This is a genomic window from Haladaptatus ordinarius, assembly GCF_054177595.1.
Genome location: NZ_JBPEHH010000037.1, coordinates 19,750 through 44,208 on the forward strand (window position 1 = coordinate 19,750; position 24,459 = coordinate 44,208).

Consider the following 24,459-nt stretch of genomic DNA (forward strand, 5'->3'; position numbering starts at 1 on the left):
GGCGCTGCGGTCAGGAGCTCGTGTCGACCATCCCGATGACCAGTCCGCAGTCCTGCTCGCGGACAGTTTCGTAGGCGACGTGGGCGGCCGCGACGTCCTGGATGGCGAGCTCCGTCGAGTCGAACGCGGTGATGCCATCGTCGCCGGTGCGGCCCGTCTTCTCGCCGACCACGATGCGGCCGAGGTCGGCGTGGATGTCGGCGTCCGTCAGCATTCCCTCGCTGTAAGGGGCGTTTATCTCGCCCGAGTGGGTCGTCTGGGCGTGGTCGTCGATGACGAGCGTCGCGCCGAGGAAGATATCGTCGGCGAGTTCGTGTTTACCGGCCGCATCGGCTCCGATAGCGTTGATCTGCGTGTGATCGCCGAGCATCTCTGGCGTGATGATCGGGGTCTCTACCGGCGTCACCGTCGAGAGCACGTCGCAGGAGGCGGCTGCGTCCAGACCCCCGGCGCAGACGTCAAACCGGTCGTCGAACTCGTCGACGACCGCCGTGACGGCCGCCTCCTCCCGGTCGGCGACGACCGTCTCGATGTCGCGCACCTCGGAAATCGCCTCCAGTTGCGTGTACGACTGGACGCCTGCGCCGACTATACCCAGGCTGGTCGCGTCCGCGACGGCGAGGTGGTCCATGGCGACGGCGGCGGCCACGCCGGTCCGTTTCATCGTGAGCGTGGTACCGTCCATAATGGCCAGCGTGAACGCCGTCTCGCGGTCCGAGTACACCATCGTGCCCATCACCGTCGGTAATTCGTTTGCGTCGGGATTGTCGGGGTGGACGTTGACCCACTTGATGCCCGCGGCGTCCCACTCGCCCGCGTCCATGTAGGTGGGCATCGACCGGAAGTCACCGTTGTACTGCGGGAGGTCGATGTAAGACTTCGCCGGCATCTGCGCGTCGCCGCGGGCGTACGCTCCGAACGCCGCTTCCACCGCGCCGATGACGTCGTCCATCGACGCGCACGCTTCAATATCTGTACTGGTGAGTACGACCGTCTGCATAGCAACCCCGCCCCACGCCGTAAAATAGCCTTCCCCGACTCGACGCCGCGTTAGTCGGCCTGCTCCTCGGCGAGGCGCGGCGCGACGTGTTTGAACGCCTCGATGGTCTCGTCGATGTGGTCCTCGGTGTGCTGGACGCTGATAGTCCACTGCTGGCGGGCCCCGTACGGGTGTGGGACGATACCATGGTTGACCATCCCCATCCAGAACAGGGTGTGGAAGTCGTCGTCGACGTTCGCCACGAAATCCCGATAATTGTGGATGTCATCCTCCGTGAACTGGATGATGCCCTGGGAGTTGACGTTCTCGACACGTCCGACGATTCCCTCGTCGGCCATCACGTCCTCGTAGCCGGCTTTCAGGCGCTCGCCAAGCCGGTTGACGTGGTCGTACGCGTCCTCGGTCAGCACGTCCCGCAGCGTCGTCACGAGCGCCCGAAGCACCAGCGGGTTGCCGTTGTACGTCCCGAAGTGCCACGCGTAGTTGCCCGAGATCTGTTCCATGATGGCGTCTTTCCCACCGAACGCGCCGACGGACGTCTCCCCGCCGATGGACTTCGCCATCGTCACCAGGTCCGGCTGGACGCCGTAGAGCTCTGTCGCACCGCCGGGTGCGAGCTTCACGCCCGTCTTCACCTCGTCGAAGATGAGGACGACGCCGTACTCATCACATAGCTCCCGCAGCCCGGCGAGGTAGTCGTCCCGCGGCGGCGTCACGGACTTGTTCAGCATCACCGGCTCGACCATCAGCCCGCCGATCTCGTTGCCGTGCTCGCGCATGATATCCTCGGCCGCCTCGAGGTCGTTGAACGGCGCCACCTCGATCGTCTCGAGGATGGCATCCGGGATACCATGTCCGTCCTTGACCTTCCGGGGGCGCTTGGGGTGGCCCGCCTTCGGGACCGGCGGTGTCCCGCTCACCAGCACGTAGTCGTGACAGCCGTGGTACGTCCCTTCGATCTTGAGGATCTTGTCCCGGCCACTGTAGGCCCGCGCCATCCGCATCGCGTGCATGGTCGCCTCGGTACCGCTGTTGGTGAACCGTACTTTCTCGAGGGCGTCCCAGCGTTTTTTCAGTTCGCCTGCGGCCTCCGCCAGCAGTTCGTGCGGCATCGTGTAGAGGGTCCCTTCGTCAATCTGATCGTGGAGCGCCTTCCGGATCTTCGGGTGCGTGTGGCCGCACATCCCCGCGCCGTTGTTCATATCGTAATCGAGGTAGCGGTTGCCGTCGACGTCTTCGAGGTAGACGCCGTCGCTGTGGTCGATGTAGAACGGGTACGGGTCGAACGTCCGCGAGGTGCTCGCCACACCGGCCGGGATGTGCTCGCTGGTTTCGCGGTGCAGTTTCTCGCTGGTGGGGGTCCGCTCACGGTACTCCGAGATGAGGCTGTCCCAGTAGCTCATATCCGGACAACGGATATAGACGAGTTAAATGTGTGGGTCGGGGGCACACGACACAGGCCGCGGCGGATGCCCCCGCGTCGCGTCACAGGACACCCAACGTCGGACGGATGCGGCGGCGGTCAGTGGCGGTAGCGTTCTTGTTCATCGGCGAGCCGTGGGGCAATGTTCTTGAACGCCTCCAGCGTCTCGTCGATGTGGTCTTCGGTGTGCTGGACACTGATGGTCCACTGCTGAGAGGCGCTGTGCGGGTGTGGCATGACGCCCTGGTTGAGCATGGCGAACCAGTAGTTCTCGTGGAACTCCTCGTCGACGTGCTGGAGGTAGTCACGATAGTTCTCGAGCACCTTGTCGGTAAACAGGATGCTGCCCAGCGAGTTGACGTGCTCAACGTGGCCGACGATGCCCTCGTCTTCCATGATGTCTTCGTACCCCGACGCCATCCGCTCGCCTAGGCGGTCGACGTGGTCGTACGCGTCTTCGGTCAGCACCTCCCGTAGCTGGGTGACGAGCGCCGTGAGCACGAGTGGGTTGCCGTTGTACGTGCCGAAATGGGCGGTGCCGTCCTCGATGAGCTGCATCACCTCCTTCTTGCCGCCGATGGCGCCGACGGGGAAGTTACCGCCGATGGACTTCGCCATCGTCACGATATCCGGCTCGACGCCGTAGTGCTCTGCGGCGCCACCGGGGGCGACTTTCACCCCCGTCTTCACCTCGTCGAAGATGTAGGCGACGCCGTACTCGTCGCACAGTTCCCGCAGCCCCTGGAGGAACTCGCCGTACGGCTGGGTCATCGCGACGTTCATCACGATGGGTTCGACGATGAGCCCGCCGATCTCGTTGCAGTGCTTACGCATGATCGCTTCGACCGCGTCGAGGTCGTTCCACGGTGCGACCTCGACAGTCTCGGCGACCGACTGGGGGACCCCCTCGCTTTCGACGATTCGGGCGGGTCGGTCGGCCGGCCCGAGCATGCGCCGTGGCGCCGCCTTCGTGACCATCGCGTAGTCGTGACAGCCGTGGTACGCTCCCTCGATTTTGAGAATCTTGTCGTTCCCCGTGTACGCCCGGGCGAGTCGCATGGCGTACATCGTGCTCTCGGTGCCCGAGTTAGTGAACCGGACACGGTCGACCGCGTCCCACCGTTTCTTCAATTCCTGGGCGGCCTCGCCGAGCAGGCGATGTGGGTGGGTGAACAATGTCCCCTCCTGCATCTGCTCGCTGACCGCCTCCGTCACGGCCGGGTGGGCGTGCCCGCTCATCCCGGCCCCGTTGTTCATGTCGAAGTCGATGTACGCGTTACCGTCGACGTCGTGTAGGTGTGCACTCACTGCCTTCTCGATGTACAGGGGGTACGGGTCCCACGCGCGATACGTGCTGGCGACACCCGCCGGGACGTGTTCGTGGGTATCGTGGAACAGTTCCCGGCTCGTCGGTGTGCGCTCGTGATACTCCGCCGCTATGTCGTCCCAGAGCTCCATTACAGCTTCACTTTTGGACCCATTGGTAATATACCCCGTGGTAGAGGAGAACACCCCGCGACCGTCGGCACAGTTATGCCATCGTTTCACCAACTCCCGTCTGGAGCTAACTATGACCGACCCCGACACACTCTCGGTTTTCTGGTCGGACCGCTGTCTCGACCACGACGCGCCACCGGGCGAGTTCGAGGCCGAGTGGACAGGCCGCCTCGCGGTGAAAGAACCGCATCCTGACCGACCAGAGCGCCTCCGTAACATCTATCATATCATCGAGCACACCATTCCAGACCACGTTACATGGAGGGAGGCACCACAAGCGAGCCGTGAGCAAATTGAGCGCGTCCACGACCCGGCGTACGTCGACGAGTTCGCGGCGTTCTGCGAGGCGGGCGGTGGCCAACTGACCGCCGACACCGGCGCGAACGAGGCGAGTTACGACGCCGCCCGCCACGCCGCCGGCGGCGCCGTCGCGGCCGTCGAGCACACTCTCGATTACGGGCTGACCGACGTCCCGTACGCACTCGTCAGGCCAAGCGGCCACCACGCTCAACCCGCGCAAGTCGACGGGTTCTGCTTTTTCAACAACGCCGCCGTCGCGGCCGAGCACGCACTCGCGACGGCCGACGTCGACCGTGTGGCGATACTCGACTGGGACGTCCACCACGGTAACGGCACTCAGGAGTGCTTCTACGACCGCGAGGACGTGCTGGTGGTCGGCCTCCACAACGACCACTGGTCGTGGGACGAAGACGCGCACCCGCAGACGGGTGACGTCACGGAACGCGGAGTCGGTGACGGGAAGGGGTACAACGTGAATGTCCCGCTGCCACCAGGAACGGGCGACCAGGGGTACGCCTACGCGTTCGAGCGCATCGTCGACCCCGTGGTGACGTCGTTCGACCCCGACCTGCTCGTGGTGAGCGCGGGCCAGGACCCAGGTATCGTCGACCCTCTCGGTCGAAATGTCGTCACCAAAGACGGGTTCGCGGATCTGGGTCGACGGGTTCGCGAGTTGGCCGCGACGGCTGCCGACGGACACCTGCTACTCGTCCAGGAAGGAGGCTACCAGCTCACGCACCTCGCGTACGCAACTCTCGGCGCGCTCGAAGGAGTGCTGGACATAGAAACGGGTATCGACGACCCGATGGCGTGGATGGACGAGGATCTAGACTCGGCTCGACGTGCTATCGACGAGGCCGCCGCCGCTCATGCGGACCACTGGTGGGTGCTGTCCGAGAGCACCTGACGGTCCCCGCCGTCGTTCCGTGCCAGTTTTATGTACCCTCGGGTCCAGGTCACAGCCGAGACATGAGTAGCTTTGACGACCCGTACGACGTTATTATCGTCGGGGGTGGAGTCATCGGCTGTGCGACCGCGCGGGAACTGGCCCCGGACCACGACGTGCTCGTCCTCGAGGCGGGCTCGGCAGCCGGTGAAACGACGCCGAAGGCCTCGGGGCTCATCACTCCGATTCCGGACATCCCGGCGTACCCCGAGGCCGCGGGCCACGCGATGGAGTTCTTCCACGAATTCGACGGCACCGGACAGTTCAAGCTCACCGAGCGCCCTGGTATCCAGCTCGTCCCCGCCGACCGGGAATCGTTCTGGCGCGAGAACGCTGCGACGATGGCCGGCCACGGGTTCGATGTGACGTACCGGACGGCCGAAGAGCTGAACGACCGCTACCCCGGCGCGCTCGTGCTCGACGAGTTCGTCGGTGGCGTCGAGTTCGCCGACTGCGGGTGGACGGACCCGTGGACGTACACGATGGAGCTGAAGGGGGCCGCCGAGGACGCGGGTGCGCGCTACGAGACGGACGCATGCGTGTCGGCGGTCGAGACCGCCGATGGCGCGGTGACGGGTGTTTGCGTCGACGACGAGTCGGTCCGGGCTGACCGGGTCGTCTGCGCGACTGGCTGGCGGACGCGTCAGTTGCTGGCCGGTGTCGTCGAAGTGCCGGTGCGACCGTTCCGTTGGCAGGCGGTGAATCTCGAAGTGGACCGCGAGTTCGACGAGACGTTCCCGATGGCGTGGGACCGCAAGTCCCGAATGTACTGGCGGTCGGAGCACAACGGCGACCTCCACGTCGGCGGGGGTTCCTACTTCGTCGACGACCTCGGCGACGTACGCTCGACCGTCACCAAGAGCTTCCAGCGAGCGGTCGCAACCACGATCGGTAACCGGGTGCAGGACGTCGCGGACGCCCGAATCAAGGCCGGTGAATGCTGTCCGACCGGCGACGCCGCGACGCCCGACGACCATCCCATCATCGACGCGCCGACCGACGGCCCAGACGGACTCGCCGTCGCTATCACTGGTCCCGTCGGCGGTGTCATGTGCTCGCCGTTCGTCGCCATAGCGGTTCGGTCGCTCGTCACCGGCGAAGATTCCCCGTTTCCGGTCGCACCCCACGCGCTCGACCGGTTCGATGACCGCTCGTCGGAGTTTGACTGCGAGTACGTGACGGGCTGGCAAGCACCATAGCTGCGCCGCAGCCGCGCGTATAGGACTTGTCTGCCCCCTGTGAACATTCACCACAATCTATTTTACACCGCTCCCGTTCGGATACGGTAATGGAGAAACTGGACAGGCTGTTCGACCCGGAAGCCATCGCTGTCGTCGGGGCGTCGACAAGCCCTGAGAAGCGCGGCCACGTCTCGCTGCACGACCTGCAACGGTGGGGATACGAGGGCGAGCTCTACCCCGTGAACCCAAATGCGGACAAGGTTCTCGGACTGAAAACGTATCCCTCTGTCCTGGACATCCCCGGCCGGGTGGACTTGGCGTTCATCGCGATTCCCGCGGCGTACGTCCCTCAGACGATCCGCGAGTGCGGCGAAGCGGGCGTCGCTGGGGCCGTCATCAACACGGCGGGGTTCGGCGAGATCGGCGAGGAGGAGCTAGAGGCGGAACTGGCGGCCGCCGCCGAGGAGTCAGGCGTCCGACTCATCGGCCCGAACATCCAAGGGGCGGACTTCGTCCACCAGAATGTGTACCTCCTCGGCGGCGTCCGCACTACCCCCGGTCATCTGGGGCTGTTGACCCAATCGGGAAACATGGGCGTGGCGCTCTCGGTCGACGCCGAGTACAGCGGCACCGTCGGCTTCAGTTACAATATCGGTATCGGCAACGAGACGGACCTGGAGTTCTACGAGTATCTCGAGTTCCTCGGTCGCGAGGAGAACACGAACGGCGTCGTCGGCTATGTCGAGGGGATGAACGACGGACGGGCGTTTCTGCAGGAGGCCCGGCGCGTCTCCCGCGAGAAACCCATCGTCCTCTACAAGTCGGGCCGAACCGCCGAGGGGAAGGCGTCTGCGAAGTCACACACTGCGTCGCTGGCGGGCGACGTGGATGTCCTCGAGTCGGCCTACCGGCAGGCCGGGATCCAAACCGTCGACGAGGTCGACCTGCTGGTCCCCGTCGCCGAGGCGCTGACGACCTGTCCCATCCCCGACGGGCCGAACGTCGCCGTCCTCACCGACGGCGGCGGACACGCCACCGTGACGGCTGACGCCCTGGAGCGGGCGGGTCTGGAGACGCCAGAGCTAGCCGCGACGACACAGGAGACGCTCGGCGAGCTATACGAGCTGTCACCGAATCTCACCAACCCGGTCGACGTGATGGGCGCGTCCGACCACGAGACGATGTGGTATGACACGGCCCGACACCTCATGGAGGACCCAAACATCGACGCGCTCCTGATAGCGGGTGCCGCGCTCGGCTATGAGGAGTGCTGGGACGGCCGGGAACCGGACCGCGACATCGGCATCGCGCGGAAGCTCACCGACCTCGTCGACGAGCTGGACACGTCCGTCGTGTTCAACAGCATGTGGGATGAACTGGGGGAGGCGAAATCGCTCGACTACCTCGCCGAGAACGGCATCCCCGTGTACGCGGACGTGGACACCGCTGTCGAGGCGCTCCGAGCGCTCGCGGCGTACGGCGACCATCTCGCCCACGCGAACGAGAAGTCCGACTTCACACTCGACGCCGACGATCCAAGCGCGGCCGCCGTCGACGACGCGGTCACTGCCGGTCGGACGACCCTCTCGGAGTTCGAGACGAAACGGCTGCTCGAGGCGTACGGTGCCCCGGTCGCGGCATTCGAGCTCGCGGGGACAGCCGACGAGGCCGTCGCCGCCGCCGATTCCTTCGACGGCCCCGTCGCGATGAAGATCGCGTCGCCCGACATCGTCCACAAGACGGAGGCGGACGGCGTCGAACTCGGCGTCGCGAGCGACGAAGACGTTCGGGACGCCTTCGAACGACTGACCGACAACGCCGCCGCTTACGACGCCGAGGCACGCATCGAGGGCGTGCTCGTCTCACCGATGGTCGACGACGGCGTCGAACTGCTCGTCGGGACGGTCGACGACCCGGAGATCGGACCGGTTGTCACCTGTGGCATCGGCGGCACGCTCGTCGAGGCCATCGACGACGTGGCCTTCCGGGCGCTTCCGCTGACTGAGTACGACGCGCGGTCGATGCTCGACGACATCGAGGCCCAGACACTCCTTGATCGCCCCCGCGATCTCCCGCCGGTCGACCGGGACGAACTCGTCGAGGTGCTACTAGCGGTCTCCGATCTCGTAGCGGAGAACCCGCCGATCACCGGCTTGGACGTCAACCCGATCGTCGCCACCGCCGACGGCCTCTCGGTGCTGGACGCGAGCATCGAACTCGCGGTGGAGTGAGCCGCCGCTGCCGTCGCTGGCCGACCGTTCGCCATCGAAGACGTCGATCACCCGTCCAGCCCTCCTCTGCAGAGTTCGTCCGTTCGAGGGCCGCGTTCACGCCTCCGACGTGACGGCACTACCCGTCCCCAGCAACTCGTCGCGCCGGTTCCGGGAGGTCGGGAACGCGCGCCTCGGCAAGAATAGCTCGTTCGGTGCGCCGGTGGGGACCGTGTCCGCCGCTCCCCGAACCCGTGCGACCCGAAGAATTAGTATCACGTGACACCCTGACATAGATGCTATGGGGAACGATAGCTACGACGTTGCGATCATCGGAGCAGGTATCAACGGGTGCGTGGCGGCGAAATATCTCGCCGACGACCACGACGTCGTCGTCTTCGAGCGAGATCAGATCGCGGCCGCGACCACCGCGAAGGCGTCCGGCCTGATCTCTGTCGCTCACGACTACGTCGACCACCTCGAGGCTGCCCGATACGCTGCCGACTTCTTCGACGACTACGACGGGACGGGTAACTTCGAGTACACGAAGCGGACCAACGTCCGTCTCGTCCCACCTGATACCGAGGAACGCGCCCGATCAGAGGCCGACCGGATGGCGGAGCACTTCGACACAACCTATTACGAGACGACCGAGGAGATCGAAGAACGCTACCCGGGCGTCTTCAAACTCGACCCTTTCGTCGGCGCGGTCGAAATCGAACAAGGCGGCTGGGTCGACCCGTACACGCTAACGATCACGTACAAGGAGGACGCCGAGGACGTCGGCGCCAACTTCGAGACCGGCGTCGAGGTCACGGGAGTCACGACGGAAGACGGTGCCGTCACGGGCGTGGAGACCGACGCCGGCCCGGTCGCCGCCGAGACAGTCGTCGTGGCGATGGGCTGGCACACGAAGGAATTCGTCTCGGAGTTCGTCGACCTCCCGATTCGACCGTTCCGCTACCAGTGGGTCAACCTCGAGGTCGAACGCGAATTCCCCGACTACTCCCCCGTCGCCTGGGACAGCCGCAGCCAGCTCTACTGGCGGCCGGAACACAACGGCGACCTCCACGTCGGCGGCGGCACCTACTTCGTCGATGAACCCGGGTCGGTCCGCACGACGACCACCGAGAGCTTCAGACGCCACGTCGCCCTGACGATTCCCGAACAGATGAGCGAGGTCGGGGATGCACAGATCTCCAGCGAGGACACCTGCCACGTCGGCGACACCGCCACCCCTGACGAGCGCCCCATCCACGACGCGCCCGACGAGTGTCCCGACGGCCTCGTCATCTCGACGGGGATGCACGGGTTCGGCATCATGGGCTCGCCTGTCACGGGCGCGGCCGTGCGCTCGCTCGTGACGGGGGAAGACGCCCCGTTCCCGATGTCGAAGTACGCCCTCGACCGCTTCGACGACGACCCCCTCGACTGGAGCGCGACCTTCATCAACGAGTCTCCGGACGACATCGGTACCTGATCACGTCGCACCGCTCCTTGCGTCGGGCGCAGTGTCGACCGACGGTGGAGTGTGCCAGTCACGACGTCTCCTCGGGGGACACTTCCGCGTTTGGGAGCGAGCGCGCTGACGACAGCCCGTGGCCCCCGATTGCGGGCAGTAAAAACATTTGACAGGGATTTGCAACCACTAAGGGTGAGTATGCAGATCCTCGTAGCGGTTAGTGAGATTGCCGACGTTACCGACGAGTTCGAGATCGACGGACTCTCGATTCCGGAACAGTACCTGGAGTACGACCTGAACGAGTGGGACGATTACGCGGTTGAGGAAGCCGTACAGGTGAGCGAAGCCGAGGACGATGTCGAAGTCGTGACGGTGACGGTCGGCCCGGGGCCTGCAGAGGAGACGATTCGGATGGCGCTGGCGAAGGGTGCCCACCGCGCAGTCCGCGTCTGGGACGAAGCCCTCGCCGGAGGCCCAGTACCTCGACGTCGAGACGAAAGCAGACTTACTTGCGGCCGTGTCCACTGGGGAGAACCCCGACCTCGTGCTGACTGGCGTTCAGTCGGACGACGAGACGAACGCCGCGACCGGCGTGACGCTCGCGGAGGGTCTGGAATTCCAGTGGGCGGCGGTGGTCACCCCCGACGTCTACATCGCGATCGGCATCTCCGGGACCGTCCAGCACGTCGCCGGCATGAAAGGGGCGGAGACGATCGTGGCGATCAACACCGATCCGAACGCGCCCATCTTCGACATCGCCGACTACGGCATCGTCGACGACCTCTTCGACGTTGTGCCGGAGTTGATAGCGCGGTTCTAGACGTGACCCGGACGCGTGCTCCGAGGGACGGGAGATCGACGTCGACGTCGAATCGCACGGGCGTGGAAAGACCGGTCGACAGCAGTCTTCGACTGCCAGGACGCTTTTCGGAGACCGATCGAAGCGGAGTGCACCCGAGAGGGCCGAAACTCCGTCTCGTCGCTGGCCCATCGAGCAATCTCGAGTGACGCTCGCTGCGTTATCAAGCAAACAGTTCTATTATAGCGAGAATGCGGTCGTATCGTGAAAAGTCGCGGTCGAGCCGTCCCGCCTCTCCCGGTTCACGGACTAGTCGCCGGATTTCACGCTGAAGAACATCCACACCGCGTTTCGAGATAGTTGGGCTTGTGTGGGCGGCCACTTCAGATGTTCGGCCTATTTTCGGGACAGTACTCGACATGGAAAGCGGTGAGTCCTCCACACTCACCGGACCATCGAATGCGTCTCGATTCGCGTTTGGTCGTCGCATCGATTTCTCGCTCGATGGGTCGAAGCCTGCCGGTTTGACCGTCCGTCGAGACGATTACCACTCGGATCGAGTGACGCCCGTCCACGACCGCCGTCTCGGGACCGTTCCGTTGTTCTCTGGCCCAGTCCGGGCTCCATCTCGGGAGAGACGAGCGGTAGTGTCACAGGGACAACTCGGATTCGAGGTCGAACCGACTCCAGAATCGAGTGGCTCGGAGGGGAGAGAGAAGGGCACGTGACCGAGTTGACGTGGAGCTTCACCATGTGTGAAATTCATCTGGCATCGGTGCCGAGTCCGACCACATCGAACCGTCTAACACCGTCGAGTAATGTAATGGCTGTGTGCGTCGAGACTGTTTGTTTCGCTCATTATCTCACACATCGTGATATCCACACACACGATGCTCGCTAGCACGCCTATTACAGTACTATCTTTGTCAAGCCCCACGTTACGATTTCTGTAGGAAGCGAGACATCACTGAGATGGCGTCCTAATCGACCTATTTCACACATAGTGAATTTCTCCCCCGCCGGCGTACATTGACGGGGACAGTGGACGAAGCAGTCACTTCCGCTGTCGACAAACCACGCGTCCCTGAGGCGGATCTAATCGAGGTGGTCATCCCCCGGGCGGAGCAACTCGGCGAGGTAGCGGTCCGTCTGCTTTCGCTCGAAAAATCAATCTCAAAAAGCACTTCGGCTAGGTCCAGAAAGTTTGGATCCGTTTGAAGTTGATGCCTACGAAGCCTTCTGACCGTTTCGTTAAATTACCACTGCCATCGCTACCCACAGTCTGTCTTTATACCACCGAGGTTCCATCCATACAGTGATGACTGATTCCGACACTGACTACGACGTCGTTATCGTCGGCGGCGGCGTGGCAGGCTGTGCGTCAGCGTACCATCTCGGGACCGACTGTGACGTGGCCATCGTCGAACGCGGTCAGATCGCGGGCGAGGCGTCCGGGCTCGCGGCCGGGCTCGTCGCACCGACGCTGTTCTACGGCGACCACCCGGATATCGTGCGGTACGCCAACGAGTGGTTTCGGGAGTTCGACGGCACCCACAACTTCTCCTATCACCAGCGTCCCCGGATCGAGTTCATCCAGCCAGACAGCGAAGCAGTCGCGCGCGAACGGGCCGCCGACCTCTCTGCGGAGGGGTTCCCGGTCTCGTTCCTCGAGTCGGCGGAGGTGGAGCGAGAGTACCCGTGGTTCGACGCATCGCGATTCGCAGGCGTCGTCGAGTACGCGGACACCGGCTGGGTCGACCCCTACGAGTACACCGTTTCCCTCCAGAAAGCCGCCGAGGAACGGGGCGTCGACGTGTTCGCGAACACTCCGGTGCGTGACTACCACGCCGAGGACGGCGTGGCAACGGTCGAACTCTCCGAGCGAACGCTATCTGCCGGCTACGTCGTAATGGCCACGGGCTGGCGGACGCGAGAGTTCCTCGCCGACTACGTCGAGCTCCCCGTCCGCCCCTTTCGTCTGCAGTGTGCGATGTTGCGGTTCGACGAGCCCCTCGACGATACGTTCCCGCTCGGCCGCGTCGCAAGAGAACACCTCTACTTCCGGGGAGAGCTCAACGGCGACTTCCTCGTCGGCGGCGGCGAGTACTTCGAGGACACCCCTGAGGTCATCGCGACAGGGTCGGGCATCGACGACAAGTTCCGCCAGCACGTGGTAACGACCGTCCCCACCTTCCTCGACGGATTTGAGCGAGCGAAGTTCGTTGATGGGTGGTCGGGCGTCGACGCGGCGACGCCCGACACGCTTCCGCTTCTCGGGTCTTCCTCGGCTCTCCCGGACGAGATTCTGGTCGCGACGGGGTTCAACGGCCTCGGAATGGTGAACTCCCCCGTGGCGGCGGCGACAGTTCGATCCTACGTCACGGGAGAGAAGGCCCCGTTCTCGATCGACCAGTTCGCCGTCGATCGCTTCCCTAACGGCTCCGCAGACTTCGAGCTGCGGGGGACGTTCGAGATGGAGGGGGCCGGCCGGTGATCGACCGTCCGTGATGCCAAGGGTTACGGAGCGATTCCGGGACGTCAAGGGTGAGGACGCTCCGTTCCCGATGTGGAAGTACGCTCTCGACCGCTTCGACGAGCAACCTCCGGGACTTCGATACGGCGTTCATCGAGGAGTCACCGAAACAGATCGGTCGCTAAGTCGAGATCCGGGCTTCTCTGTACCTCACCAGAGTCGCGTTCGTATCGAACCGTGGCAGTCGCTCGCGGGTTTCCTTCCGAGAATGCGCCTCGAGGTGGTGGCCCCCCACTTCAGTCCTTCTCGGCGGTGTTCATCCACTCGATAGCCGCGTTCACGCCCTCTTCCTCGACGATGTCGTGGAACTCGTGGGCCGTCTCCGTCTCCGAGGTGACGGCGAACAGGTACTCGTCGATCTTCGCCGCGGAGGTCGAACGGTAGCCCTGCGTCTCTTGGATGTCGTTGAGCGAGTCCTTGATAAGCTTCAGAACGGAACTCGGCGTCTTCTTGATGTGGTCGATCTCCGTCGCGACAGCCTCCTCCAGCGCCTCGGCGTCCTCGACGACCTCGTTGATGAGGCCCATCTCCTTGGCGGTGTGGGCGTCGATGTGCTTTCCCGTGTACAGCAGTTCGCGGGCGTGTTTGAGCGAGTCGGTCACGAACGGCAGTACGAGCCGCGGCGGGAGCTCGCCCATGTGGACGTCCGGGTAGCCGAATTCGGACCGCTCGGTCGCGATAGTGAGGTCGCAGACGAGCGCGAGGTTGCACCCCCCCGCGAGCGCATAGCCGTCGACGGCCGCGATGACGGGCAGGTTCAGGTTGTAGATCGTATCGAGGTGCGGGTAGGTGAACTTGATCATGTCGTCCATCGTGTCGATCCCCTCGGCGCCGAAGTCGTACCCCGAGGAGAACGCCCGCCCCTTCCCCGTGAGCACGACCGCGCGGACCTCGTCTTCCGCCTCGGCCGTCAACAGTGCGTCCTCTAGCTCCGAGCGGAGCGTGTTGTTCAGTGCGTTCAGTGCGTCCTCGTTGTCGAGCGTGATGGTCTGGACGCGGTCGTCCGTCTCCACATCGACGAATTTGTAGTCCGACACGGTCTCGTATTCCCGAACGACGCTCTTATAGGTGCCGGTGGTCCGAAATTCGATAGCCTACCCCGGCGTACCGGCGCCCCGGCACGTCGCCGTACCGTAATCGGGCTACGACCTCGGCAAGAGCTATATGGCCGGCTAAGATAGAACCGGCATGGAGCCGGTCAGCATCGATGCCGTGGCCGCACGCCTCGACGGCGTGGACGAACTGTTCGCCGAACCGCTGAGCGAAGGGTCGATGAGCGTCGGGGTCTACCGGCTGGCAGCCGGCGTGACCGACCCACAGGAGCCACACGCCGCGGACGAGGCGTACTACGTACTCTCCGGCCGGGCGAAGATTCGGGTCGGCGAGACCGTCCACGACCTCGAACCGGGAGACCTGGTATACGTAGAGCGCGAGGTCGATCACGAGTTCTTCGACATCGAGTCGGAGCTGACGACGCTGGTGTTCTTCGCCCCCGCCTACGGCTCACTGAAGTCCGCGTAGCGAAGGCGACGGCGTGGTCGTTCACGGCGCCCCGTCCACAGGCTATCGACGTTTGTGGGCGGCGTACGTAGTTTTATTATCGTTCACCGACTCGTGGCTAGTATCCGTGGTTTCGGACGCGGGGCGGTGACTCGCAGAGCCACCTGTCTGTCACAGCCGCGTTCGTCGCCACGTCCAGAGACCACCATGACCGACGAGGATCCACCCATCGACGTGACCACCGAACAGAAGTACCAACTACTGGAAGACGGTGACATTCTGCCCCACGATGCGGCGTTCCGTCCCGGCGAGACGCCCATCCCCGACTACCAGCTGGCGTGGGCTATCACCGGCGACGGGAAGGGGAACCCGGACCACGGCGAGCCGCTGAACGACGGCGCAGAGAAGGAGGTCGTCATCCCCGTCGAGGAACCCGGTCCTAACGAGGCGCTCCTCTACATGCTCACGTCGGAGGTGAACTACAACGACTCGTGGGCGATCACCGGCATCCCGGTGTCCACATTCCAACAGCACGACTGTGACTGGCACGTCACGGGATCGGGCGGGCTCGCGCTCGTCGCAGACGTCGGCGATGGGCTCGACGAACAGGGCCGAATTGAGGTCGGCGATATGGTCCACGTGTACGCCGGCCAGTTCGACGCGCTCTCACCGAAGGCGGGCCGGGATCCGATGTTCGCGGACTTCACTATCCAGGGGTACCAGACGCCCGACGGTTCCCACCAGCAGTTTATGATCGCGCAGGGAACGCAGCTGTTCGAACCGCCGTCGAACCTCTCTCTGGGCGCGGCGGGTAGTTACATCCTGACGATGGGCACCATCTATCGCTCGCTCTTCACCACGCTCGACGTCGATCCCGGGACGAACCTGTTCGTCGAAGGGGCGTCTACGGGGACCGGGCGCGACGCCGTCCAGATGGCCGAGAGCCGGAACATGAACATCACGGGGCTTGTCTCCAGCGACGACCGGGGTGAACGCGCCCTCGAGAACGGGGCAGACGCGTACATCGACCGGAAGCAACCAGCGCTGGCGGACGCGATGCGGATGGTCCCGAACGACCCCGACAAGTGGGCCGACTGGGAGGCAGCCGGCGAGCCGCTGTTAGCGGAGTACCGTGAGAAGAACGACGGCGACCTCGCCGACTACGTCGTCTCGCACGCAGGCGCGCACGCGTTCTCGCGGTCGTACCAGCTGCTCGACCAGGGGGGCCGGCTGACGTTCTTCGGCGCATCGACCGGCTACGAGATGGCGTTCATGGGCAAGTCCGGCGAGACGACTCCCGACGAGATGTACGACCGCGCAGGACTCCGCGCCGGCGACCCGGCGCTCGTCTGGTACGGGACGCCCGACGACGTCGACGGGACCGACGACTCCGTCGGTGCAGCGGCTATCGAGGTAGCGCTCGACCGCAACGCCCGCGTCGCCGTCGTCGCGGAGACGGCCGCCCAGGCCGACCACGTCGAAGACCAGTACGACGTCGAGGGCGCGGTGAGCGTCGAGACGCTCGAAGAGGAGAGCGACGACTTCGAGTTCGTGGAGTCGCTGCCGCACCTCCCGAACCCCTCCGAGCCGGACGCGTTAGCGGCGACTGTCGGGGAGTACATGGGGAAGATGTTCAAGCCGGTCGGGATGGCTATCGGCGAGTTGCTGGCGACGCCCAATAACCCGCGAGGTAACCCCGAAGTCGTGTTCGAGCGCGCCGGACAGAACACGCTCGGCCTCTCGACGATGCTGTGTGCTTCCTTCCAGGGGAAGGTCGTCTTATCGGAGGAGATGTCGGGACGGCGCTACTCGTTTTACGCGCCGCAGGTGTGGATGCGCCAGCGCCGCATCTACATGCCGACTACCGAGGTGTTCGGCACGCACATGAAGAACACCTACGAGGTGCTACAGATGAACGAGGAGATCGAACTCGGCGTGTTTGAGGTCCCCGAGGCTCACCTCACGCCCTGGTCGGAGACGCCGCAGGCTCACCAAGACATGTGGGACAACGCCCACGAGGAAGGTTCGTACGTCATCAACCATGCACTCCCCGACGCAGACCTCGAGAGCAAGGAGGCGCTATTCGACGCCTGGGGCGACGACTGAGCCACGCGCTCCCCTATCTATTTTCCACTCTGCTCGATGGCGGATATACGTGATCGAACCAGCAGCACCACGGCACATGCTCGCACACCACAAGAATCAATAGCCTGGAACAACACCCGCGTGCATGGACTGTGAGGTAGCCATCGTCGGTGGCGGAGTCGCAGGTGTCAGTGCTGCCGAGCGACTCGCTCCCGACCACGACGTGATACTGTTCGAAGCCGGCCAGATCGCCGGCGGCGCGACGGGCCACGCTTCCGGGCTGGTGACCGTCGCCGCCGACTGGGCAGGTCAGCCAGGGGCCGCCCACTACTCGCTGGAGTTCTTCCGCGAGTACGACGGCACCGGTCAGTTCTCTTTCTACGAGACACCGTTCGTGCAGCTCAGGACCGACCCGGGCATCGAGGAGCTCGGCGAGGAGGCCGCTGGGTTCCGCGACCGTGGATTCGACGTCACCGCCCACGACGCAGACTCGCTCGACGAAGCGTATCCCGACGTATACGACCTGAACGACCACACCGGCGCGATGGAGATCGCGGACGCGGGCTGGGTCGATCCGTACACGTACGCGACGACGCTGGCCGACGAGGCGGCCGACGCCGGCGTCGACATCCAGAAGGATATCAAGGTGACGGACGTCCGCACGGAGGGCGGAAGTGTCACCGGCGTCGACACCGAGGAGAAGACCGTCACCGCCGAAACGGTCGTCGTCGCCGCGGGTTGGCGCACCCCCGACATCGCGGGCGTCGAGATGCCGGTCCGGCCGTTTCGCTACCAGACGGCGAACCTCGAAACGGACGCGGCCGTCACCGACTACCCCATCGCCTGGGACCAACACTCTCGACTCTACTGGCGGCCGGAGCGCAACGGCGAACTCCACGTCGGTGGCGGTGCGTACTACGTCACGACGCCTGGGTCGGTGCGGTCGACGACGACAGAAGGGTTCCGCCGGCTCGTCGCAGCGACGGTTCCAGACCTGCTCCCGTCGCTTCGGGACGCCCGATTCGGCACCGACGACACGTGCCCAACGGGTGACTCCGCGACACCGGACCATCTACCGATCATCGACTGCCCGGCCGACGGCCCCAAGGGCCTCGTCGTCGCCACTGGGCTGCACGGGTTCGGCATCATGGCCGGGCCCGCCATAGGCCGCGCCATCCGGGCGCAGGTGACCGGTGACGAGCCACCGTTCCCGACGGACGCGTTTCGCCTCGACCGGTTCGACCCGGACGCGTCGTGGGAGTTCCCGTACATTTCGGCGTCCGCCAAGGAGACCGGGGTCTGACCGCTGCGCATGTCTCCGACCACACAACCGGGTGAGACGGCGTGAGCGATCCTACCGACGACGGCCTGCTGACCGCGCCGAAACCCTCGTTCGACGACGAGTCGGTCGCAGCACTGCTCAACCGCGCGTACGACGTGAGGGGATCGCTGTCGAAACTCGGCGGCGAGCGCGACCAGAACATCCGTGTCGACGTGCCCGACGGTCCGTCGTATGTCCTCAAGATCTCGAACCCTGCGGAGGAGCCGGCGGCACTGGACCTGCAAACGCGGGCGCTCCGGCACGTTCGGCGGACCGCGCCTGACCTCCCGGTGATGGAACTCGTACTGACGACCGACGACGAGCCGTGGACGACCGTCGAGAGCGACGCGGAACGGACCCATCTCGTCCGGCTGTTCACGTTCATCACCGGGCGGCGGGCCGAAGCGGCCGACTTCGACGCCGACGCGCTGCGCGCGTACGGCGCGACCATCGCACGCACGGGTGAGGCGCTCCAGGGGTTCTTCCACTCCGAGGCACGGTACGACATCCTGTGGGACCTCCGGAACACGCTCGACCTGCGCGAGCGGCTCACGTCAGTCGCGAACCCTGAGCGCCGTGCCCTCGCAGATCGTGCCCTCGACCGGTTCGCGGCCCGCGTCGCCCCGGAGTTCGACTCGCTGCGTGCGCAGGTCGTCCACAACGACCTCACACTGGCAAACGTATTGTTCGGTTCGGACGACCGTGTCAGCGGCATTGTCGACTTCGGTGATCTCACCCACACGGCGCTCGTCTGTGACCTAGCTATCCCCGCCGCACGGGTGATGATCGGCCGATCGGACCCAGTAGCGGCCGCCCAGCGTATGGTCGAAGGCTACGTGAGCGTCCGTCGACTCGACGAAGCGGAGGCCCGACTGCTATGTGACCTCGTGGCCGCGCGGCTCGTCGCCCGGGGTGTCATCGCCGCCTGGCGCGCCGAGGACCACCCCGAGAACGCAGCGTACATCACCGGAGGGGCAGATGAGAGCTGGGAGACGCTTCGCGAACTCGACGAACGCGGGTTCGACGCGGTCGCCCGCCAGCTTCGGATGGCCGCACAGTCTGGTAACGTCCCGTACGAGCCGATGGACCGCGAGGAACTCCTGTCGCGACGACAGCGCGTCCTCGGACCATCACCGTCGTCGTACGACGAGCCCGTCCACTTCGTCGACGGTGAGGGCGCGTGGCTGTTCGACCCGAACGGGAACCCCTATCTGGACGCGTACAACAACGTCCAAGTCGTCGGCCACGGCAACCCCGAGGTCGCAGCGGCCATCGGCGGACAGGCTCGGAAACTGGCGACCAACACCCGCTACCTGCACGAGTCTGTCGTGGAACTCGGCGAACGACTCGTGGCGACGCTCCCGGACGGCCTCGATACCGTCATTCCGGTCAACTCGGGCAGCGAAGCGACGGACCTCGCTTGGCGGCTCGCGCAGGCGTCGACTGGGCGTGACGGTGCTGTCGTCACCGATCGGGCGTACCACGGCATTACCGACGCCACGACTGCACTCTCACCGGAAGTGTGGGACGATAGTTTCACCCCCGATCATGTCGTGACAATCGACCCACCGGTCACGACATCTGGTGGGACCCGGTTGACCGCTGCAGACCCGGCCGCCGCGATGACCGACGCTGTGGCCACGCTCGACGCCCGGGGTAGTGGTATCGCCGCGTTCGTGTTCGACTCGCTGTTCACCAGCGACGGCATCCTCCCGCCGCAGGGTGATTCCCTTCAGGACGCCGCGGAGGTCGTCCGGGAGGCTGGCGGCCTAGTCGTCGCCGACGAGGTGCAAGCCGGGTTTGGTCGCTGTGGTTCACATCTCTGGGGATTCGAAACGGCCGGCGTGGTCCCCGACGTGGTCACGCTCGGGAAGCCGATGGGCAACGGCCATCCGGTTGCAGCCGTCGTGACGCGATCAGATGTCGCAGAAACTTCGATGAGTAGTTCGGGCGTGTTCAGCACGTTCGGTGGGAACCCCGTCTCGAGCGTGGCCGCACTCGCGGTCCTCGACGTCATCGAGGAGCAGAATCTTCTCGATCAGACGACGACCGTCGGCGAGTACCTCGACCAGGAAATTCGACGCGTGCTCGCGGCTCACGGTGGCAACGTCCGAAGCCGCGGATTGATGCTCGGCGTCGATCTGCACGAATCGCCAACACTGCGCGGTGAGGCCGGGGCGGTCGTCGATGCTCTGCGACGTGAGCGGGTCCTAGTCGGCACGACTGGCCCGGCGGACGACACGCTCAAGATTCGGCCACCGCTCGTGTTCGACCGAGACCAAGCCGACCGGCTAGTCGGGGCAGTCGAGACCGTCCTGGCCCGATACTGACAGGAAAGCGTTCCGGGCCCCACCGAGTGTCGTCGCGAAATACTTCAATGGAGATATGTTTGATCCCCGCGTTCGCCGCGATAATTTACGTGACACGCATTCAACCAGTCGTCTTCCGTCCAGCGTATCGTCTACCCTGTACACCTATTACTATGGGCCCGTTCGCTGAGATATGAGCGATTTCGAGCCAGCGAACACGTCCGGCCGCCGGATCAAAGTCGTGCGACTGCTCGACGAGTACGGCTTCGACAGAGTCGGGGATCAGATGCTGCGCCGGTGGACAGCCGCGGGCGAAGAGCGAACGAGTCTACGCGACCTCGCCGACTACTTCAATCGAGAACTCCTAAGGGCAGCGATGGCCGAGACTGGCGTCCAGCCGCTCGACGGTGAAATCGAGAACACGTACCGACTCTTGACCGACGACGACGTGACGCAGGCCGACCGCACTCGAACCCAACGCCGCCTCCAACGCGAAGGGCTTGATGTCGAACGGCTCCGGACTGATTTCGTGACCTACCAGGCGATCCGAACCTATCTCAAAGAGTACCGTGACGCATCGTACGCTTCCGACGATCGCGACCGGACCGAGGTGGAACAGGGGAACATCCAGCGTCTACGCGGCCGCATCCTGAGGGTGACAGACAGCAAGCTCGACCAGCTGCAACGAAGCAATGACATCGAGCCTAGTGAGTACCGCACCTTTGTCGAGGTCAATGTGCTCTGTGAGAACTGTGGTAGACAGTACGGCGTCGACGAATTGCTCGAGCGCGGCGGCTGTAGCTGTGGCGACACAGGCACCTAGCACTTCGTGCCGATTCTGAACGAGTGATTAAGTCGTGGATCAGCGCGTGTCCATCGGTGAGCTGTGGCCGCCAGCGGGCCGTGTCGACCGAACTCCGTCGTTTCGGCCGTGCCGATGGATACCGTCGGTAACACGGTCGGGCCTGCATCTCGTCGAACTGGCTCATCAACTGAGAAACACCCCGTCGATGTGTTTGAGACGGGGTCTAGAGGCACTATATTACTACTACTACCGGAGGAAGGGGAGAGTTCGACGCACGCCTCGGCCGAACACCGATGGGCGTAGGGGATGGGCATTGAGGTGCCTGAACGCCAGCAAATTGGGAGCGAGGCGATGAAAATCAGGGACTGAAACGGAGTATGTCCGTTAGACTTCAGTGATGCGATCGTACGACTCCGGCAACTCCGCCGCGTCCTCGGGGAGCAACGCGACGAGGAGGTACCCGGTGTAGTTGGTGAGGTAGTCGACGAGCGTCGCGATGCGTTCGGCGTCGATGGCTTCCAGCGAATCCAGTAGCATGAACGGAAGTTGTTCGTACACCTCGTGAGCGAGATACCCAGCGAGAGCGAACACCACCCCCGTCACCTCACGTTCACTCTCAGAGAGGTGGTCGACGGTGTCCTCGTACGCCGTACCGGAGTCAGAGGTACGGATGACGTGGAGTTCGAAGACGCTCTTTGTCACCTTGCGCCGCCCTTCTCGAACCTCTCGCTCTTTCTTCTCGATCCAGATCCGGTCGAGGTTGGCGTAATCGAGTAGCTCCAGAACGGTCTCCATGTGCTCGTTGAACTGTTCGACGGCGCCGTCCTCGATTCGCTCGATCTTCATCCGCAGAAATTTGATTTCGGCGGTGACTTCCTCAAGTCGCTCTCTGACGTCGTCCTGCTCTGCGATCCGATCCTCGAGTCTGGCGATGTCGGCCTCGGCCTGATCGTGGTCAGTCTCGAGTCTGCCGAGTTCGTATTCGAGCTGGTTCGCCTCCTTGTGTAGGTCGAGCACGGCACTGAAATCTTCGTCCTCCAGCTCCTCGATATTATCGGCCTCGGCCCTCTCGATCTCGTCAGTCAACTCGTCGCGACGCTCCTGTAACGTCTCGATTTTCGTTTCCGTCTGTTCGATATCGCCCTCGAGTTCGTCTAGCTGTCGTTCGATGCGGTTTCGGTCGCGTTGCGCCTGTTCGAACTCCTGCTTCTCCGTCTTCAGCTCGTCGATTTGGCTCTCGAGAGCGTTGATCTCGCTGACTTTCGACTTGCTGAGCTCATGAAGTTGGTCGAGCGTTGCATCGATCTGCTCCTCTGCCACCTCGCTCCCACAGGTCCAGCAGATCACTTCGTCGTCGAGCAGCTGGTCCGTCACCGACTTGTCAGCATCTGTAGTGAGGTCCGCGAACGCCTCCGAGCCAGCGTCGGCGAGCATCTCCTCGTTGAACCCGATGACGTTCTGAAGTTCGTTCACTTCGGAGTCGAACCGCTGTTTTTGTTGACGGAGCCGATCGATCTCCGACTCGAGCTCGTTAATCTCGCCGATAGGTGCCTCCGGTAGGCCGTTGTACTCCGCGTCGAGTTCCTGCCGTTCCTGCCGAAGCGCTTCGAGGCTTTCGCGTTCCGTATCGAGGTCGTAGCGAACGTCGTCGAGCTGAGATCGCTTCGAGCGGAGTACTTCGAGTTTGCTCTCAAGCTCGGATTTCTCTTCCCGAGTTTCCTTGACGCCGACGTCCGCCGCTTCGAGCTCTGCTTCCTTCGCCTCGAGTTCCGCTCTCTTCTCGTCGATCTGATTCTGGAGTTGCGTTCGCTCCGCTTCGAGCTCGGGTAGATCGCCTTTCAGTTCCGTGATCTTGTCGAGTTCCCGCTTGAGTGACTCACGCTTCTTAACGAGTCGGTCGATTTCGGTTTCGATGTCCTCGGTATCCACCGGACGCATTATGAGCTCCCGGAGGTCGGCGTTCGTCGCGACCCCGCGACGCGCTTCATTGGACTCGAGGAGAAACGCAAACAGGTCCGCCAGTACAGGGTCCTCAAGGTACGGGTCGCCACTTGTGGTTATGCTACCGGCGCGCCGGCTCAACTGCCGAGTATACGTCGTATCGCCGAGCGTGAACTCGACCGTCGCCTCGTCGGCATCGCCTTTCATGGCGACGTTCTCGCTACCGAGGGCGGCCATCATGGCCTGGAGGAACGAAGTTCTGTTCGTCGCGTTCCGGCCGACGAGCAGCGTCACGCCGGGCGAGAACGTGACGGTAGTCTCTGAGATTCCACCGATGTTCGCCACAGCGACAGTACCGTTTCCGCCCCCTGACTGTTCTAATTCCATATAAGCGAACCCGAGTGAGAGACACATAAGCCTTTCAAATGTGCTATCCGGCTACCATCGCTTGTCACTCGCGGTACGTGACCGTTTCTAAGGCGTAAACAGACAGATGAGCGCCAGAGAGAAGCGGAGAGTCTGACTCGGAGTCGCAACTTCCCACAGGTTCGGAGGATGCCGAAAATACAAGCGAGATAGAGGTGCAAACCAGTGTTTCGTGGCTGAGGCGAGTGTTGATTCGACAGAATCGGTGCATGGATTGATTGGATAGTCGTGGTATCCGAAGAGATGGAGTACCAAAGCGGGACTCGGGAGGGAGTTGTCACTCCCGAGTCCCGCGGTCTGGGCGTCTTTCACCGGTCAGTCGGGCGTTACGTCGCGATTTGTCGTGAAGACGGCTACGTCCCGTCGTCTTCCGTCGACGGGACGTACATGAAACTGAGCTCGTGTGAGCGACCGTCCACGGAGAGTGTCACCGCTCGCTCGACGGCAACGTCGGCGAGCGGGTGGGCTTCTAGCTTCTCGATCTGCTCGAGATCGGCGGCGAAGACCTGCTTCGGAATGAGATAAGTGATGTCGTGGCGGTCGATCACGTCCCGGACTTCCAGGGAGTCGAACTCACGGTCGGCGAACAGTTTGTGGATCTCGACGTGTTGTTCAGCCTGCGCCAGCAACCGCCGGACGAGGTCGGCTTTCGAGTGACTCTCGATCTGGGAGGCGTCGCCTTCCCAGGCCGACGCCTCCCGAACAGGTTCGATCCCGAGGA

General features: G+C 63.9%; 16 protein-coding genes and 2 pseudogenes. 11 read left to right on the plus strand and 7 right to left on the minus strand.

What is annotated here, in order from left to right; all coding sequences use genetic code 11:
* Positions 1 to 10: 10 nt before the first annotated feature.
* The 3 genes from ACR3FF_RS14600 to ACR3FF_RS14610 form a co-directional block, all read right to left on the minus strand.
* Entirely contained in the window at positions 11 to 1,000 is a 990-nt protein-coding gene (locus tag ACR3FF_RS14600) for an ornithine cyclodeaminase family protein (RefSeq protein WP_458188820.1), read from the minus strand.
* 50 nt (positions 1,001 to 1,050) lie between these two features.
* Positions 1,051 to 2,403: an aspartate aminotransferase family protein gene (locus tag ACR3FF_RS14605; protein WP_458188821.1), complete on the minus strand. Its 1,353-nt coding sequence runs from the start codon at positions 2,401 to 2,403 to the stop codon at positions 1,051 to 1,053.
* Positions 2,404 to 2,522: 119 nt separating this feature from the next.
* Entirely contained in the window at positions 2,523 to 3,881 is a 1,359-nt protein-coding gene (locus tag ACR3FF_RS14610) for an aspartate aminotransferase family protein (RefSeq protein ID WP_458188822.1), read from the minus strand.
* Between the two features lie 112 nt (positions 3,882 to 3,993).
* Between ACR3FF_RS14610 and ACR3FF_RS14615 the strand changes: the two genes are divergently transcribed.
* The 3 genes from ACR3FF_RS14615 to ACR3FF_RS14625 all read left to right on the plus strand — a co-directional run bounded on the left by ACR3FF_RS14615 (position 3,994) and on the right by ACR3FF_RS14625 (position 8,578).
* The gene (locus ACR3FF_RS14615) at positions 3,994 to 5,127 is read left to right on the plus strand and encodes an arginase family protein (RefSeq protein WP_458188824.1); all 1,134 of its coding nucleotides are present in this window, start codon (positions 3,994 to 3,996) and stop codon (positions 5,125 to 5,127) included.
* A 62-nt stretch (positions 5,128 to 5,189) separates the two neighbouring features.
* Positions 5,190 to 6,365, plus strand: a complete 1,176-nt coding sequence (locus ACR3FF_RS14620; RefSeq protein WP_458188825.1) for an NAD(P)/FAD-dependent oxidoreductase — start codon at positions 5,190 to 5,192, stop codon at positions 6,363 to 6,365.
* Between the two features lie 89 nt (positions 6,366 to 6,454).
* A complete protein-coding gene (locus tag ACR3FF_RS14625) occupies positions 6,455 to 8,578 on the plus strand; it encodes an acetate--CoA ligase family protein (RefSeq protein WP_458188826.1) in 2,124 nt (707 codons plus the stop codon).
* A gap of 96 nt (positions 8,579 to 8,674) precedes the next feature.
* Here the strand turns inward: ACR3FF_RS14625 and ACR3FF_RS14630 are convergent, their stop codons facing one another.
* Complete coding sequence (locus ACR3FF_RS14630; protein ID WP_458188827.1) at positions 8,675 to 8,836, minus strand: hypothetical protein; 162 nt, start codon at positions 8,834 to 8,836, stop codon at positions 8,675 to 8,677.
* A 22-nt stretch (positions 8,837 to 8,858) separates the two neighbouring features.
* Between ACR3FF_RS14630 and ACR3FF_RS14635 the strand changes: the two genes are divergently transcribed.
* The 3 genes and pseudogenes from ACR3FF_RS14635 (at position 8,859) to ACR3FF_RS14645 (ending at position 13,312) form a co-directional block, all read left to right on the plus strand.
* Complete coding sequence (locus tag ACR3FF_RS14635) at positions 8,859 to 10,037, plus strand: NAD(P)/FAD-dependent oxidoreductase (RefSeq protein WP_458188828.1); 1,179 nt, start codon at positions 8,859 to 8,861, stop codon at positions 10,035 to 10,037.
* Positions 10,038 to 10,217: 180 nt separating this feature from the next.
* Positions 10,218 to 10,839, plus strand: a pseudogene (locus tag ACR3FF_RS14640) (FAD-binding protein).
* A 1,297-nt stretch (positions 10,840 to 12,136) separates the two neighbouring features.
* Positions 12,137 to 13,312 (plus strand): NAD(P)/FAD-dependent oxidoreductase, encoded by a 1,176-nt coding sequence (locus ACR3FF_RS14645; RefSeq protein WP_458188829.1) that lies wholly within the window; start codon positions 12,137 to 12,139, stop codon positions 13,310 to 13,312.
* 275 nt (positions 13,313 to 13,587) lie between these two features.
* On the opposite strand, the gene ACR3FF_RS14650 is transcribed toward ACR3FF_RS14645, so the two are convergent.
* Positions 13,588 to 14,388 carry an enoyl-CoA hydratase/isomerase family protein gene (locus ACR3FF_RS14650; RefSeq protein ID WP_458188830.1) on the minus strand — a complete coding sequence of 267 codons (801 nt, stop codon included), beginning with the start codon at positions 14,386 to 14,388 and terminating at the stop codon, positions 13,588 to 13,590.
* A 151-nt stretch (positions 14,389 to 14,539) separates the two neighbouring features.
* Between ACR3FF_RS14650 and ACR3FF_RS14655 the strand changes: the two genes are divergently transcribed.
* The 5 genes from ACR3FF_RS14655 (at position 14,540) to rdfA (ending at position 21,389) form a co-directional block, all read left to right on the plus strand.
* A complete protein-coding gene (locus ACR3FF_RS14655) occupies positions 14,540 to 14,872 on the plus strand; it encodes a cupin domain-containing protein (RefSeq protein ID WP_458188831.1) in 333 nt (110 codons plus the stop codon).
* 186 nt (positions 14,873 to 15,058) lie between these two features.
* Positions 15,059 to 16,957 carry a zinc-binding dehydrogenase gene (locus ACR3FF_RS14660; protein ID WP_458188832.1) on the plus strand — a complete coding sequence of 633 codons (1,899 nt, stop codon included), beginning with the start codon at positions 15,059 to 15,061 and terminating at the stop codon, positions 16,955 to 16,957.
* A 124-nt stretch (positions 16,958 to 17,081) separates the two neighbouring features.
* Positions 17,082 to 18,239: an NAD(P)/FAD-dependent oxidoreductase gene (locus ACR3FF_RS14665; RefSeq protein ID WP_458188833.1), complete on the plus strand. Its 1,158-nt coding sequence runs from the start codon at positions 17,082 to 17,084 to the stop codon at positions 18,237 to 18,239.
* 41 nt (positions 18,240 to 18,280) lie between these two features.
* Positions 18,281 to 20,587, plus strand: a complete 2,307-nt coding sequence (locus ACR3FF_RS14670; protein ID WP_458188834.1) for an aminotransferase class III-fold pyridoxal phosphate-dependent enzyme — start codon at positions 18,281 to 18,283, stop codon at positions 20,585 to 20,587.
* Between the two features lie 172 nt (positions 20,588 to 20,759).
* Positions 20,760 to 21,389: a rod-determining factor RdfA gene (rdfA, locus tag ACR3FF_RS14675; RefSeq protein WP_458188836.1), complete on the plus strand. Its 630-nt coding sequence runs from the start codon at positions 20,760 to 20,762 to the stop codon at positions 21,387 to 21,389.
* A 366-nt stretch (positions 21,390 to 21,755) separates the two neighbouring features.
* Here the strand turns inward: rdfA and ACR3FF_RS14680 are convergent, their stop codons facing one another.
* Complete coding sequence (locus ACR3FF_RS14680) at positions 21,756 to 23,699, minus strand: archaea-specific SMC-related protein (protein ID WP_458188837.1); 1,944 nt, start codon at positions 23,697 to 23,699, stop codon at positions 21,756 to 21,758.
* Positions 23,700 to 24,091: 392 nt separating this feature from the next.
* A pseudogene (locus ACR3FF_RS14685) lies at positions 24,092 to 24,459 on the minus strand (transposase); the annotation flags it as partial.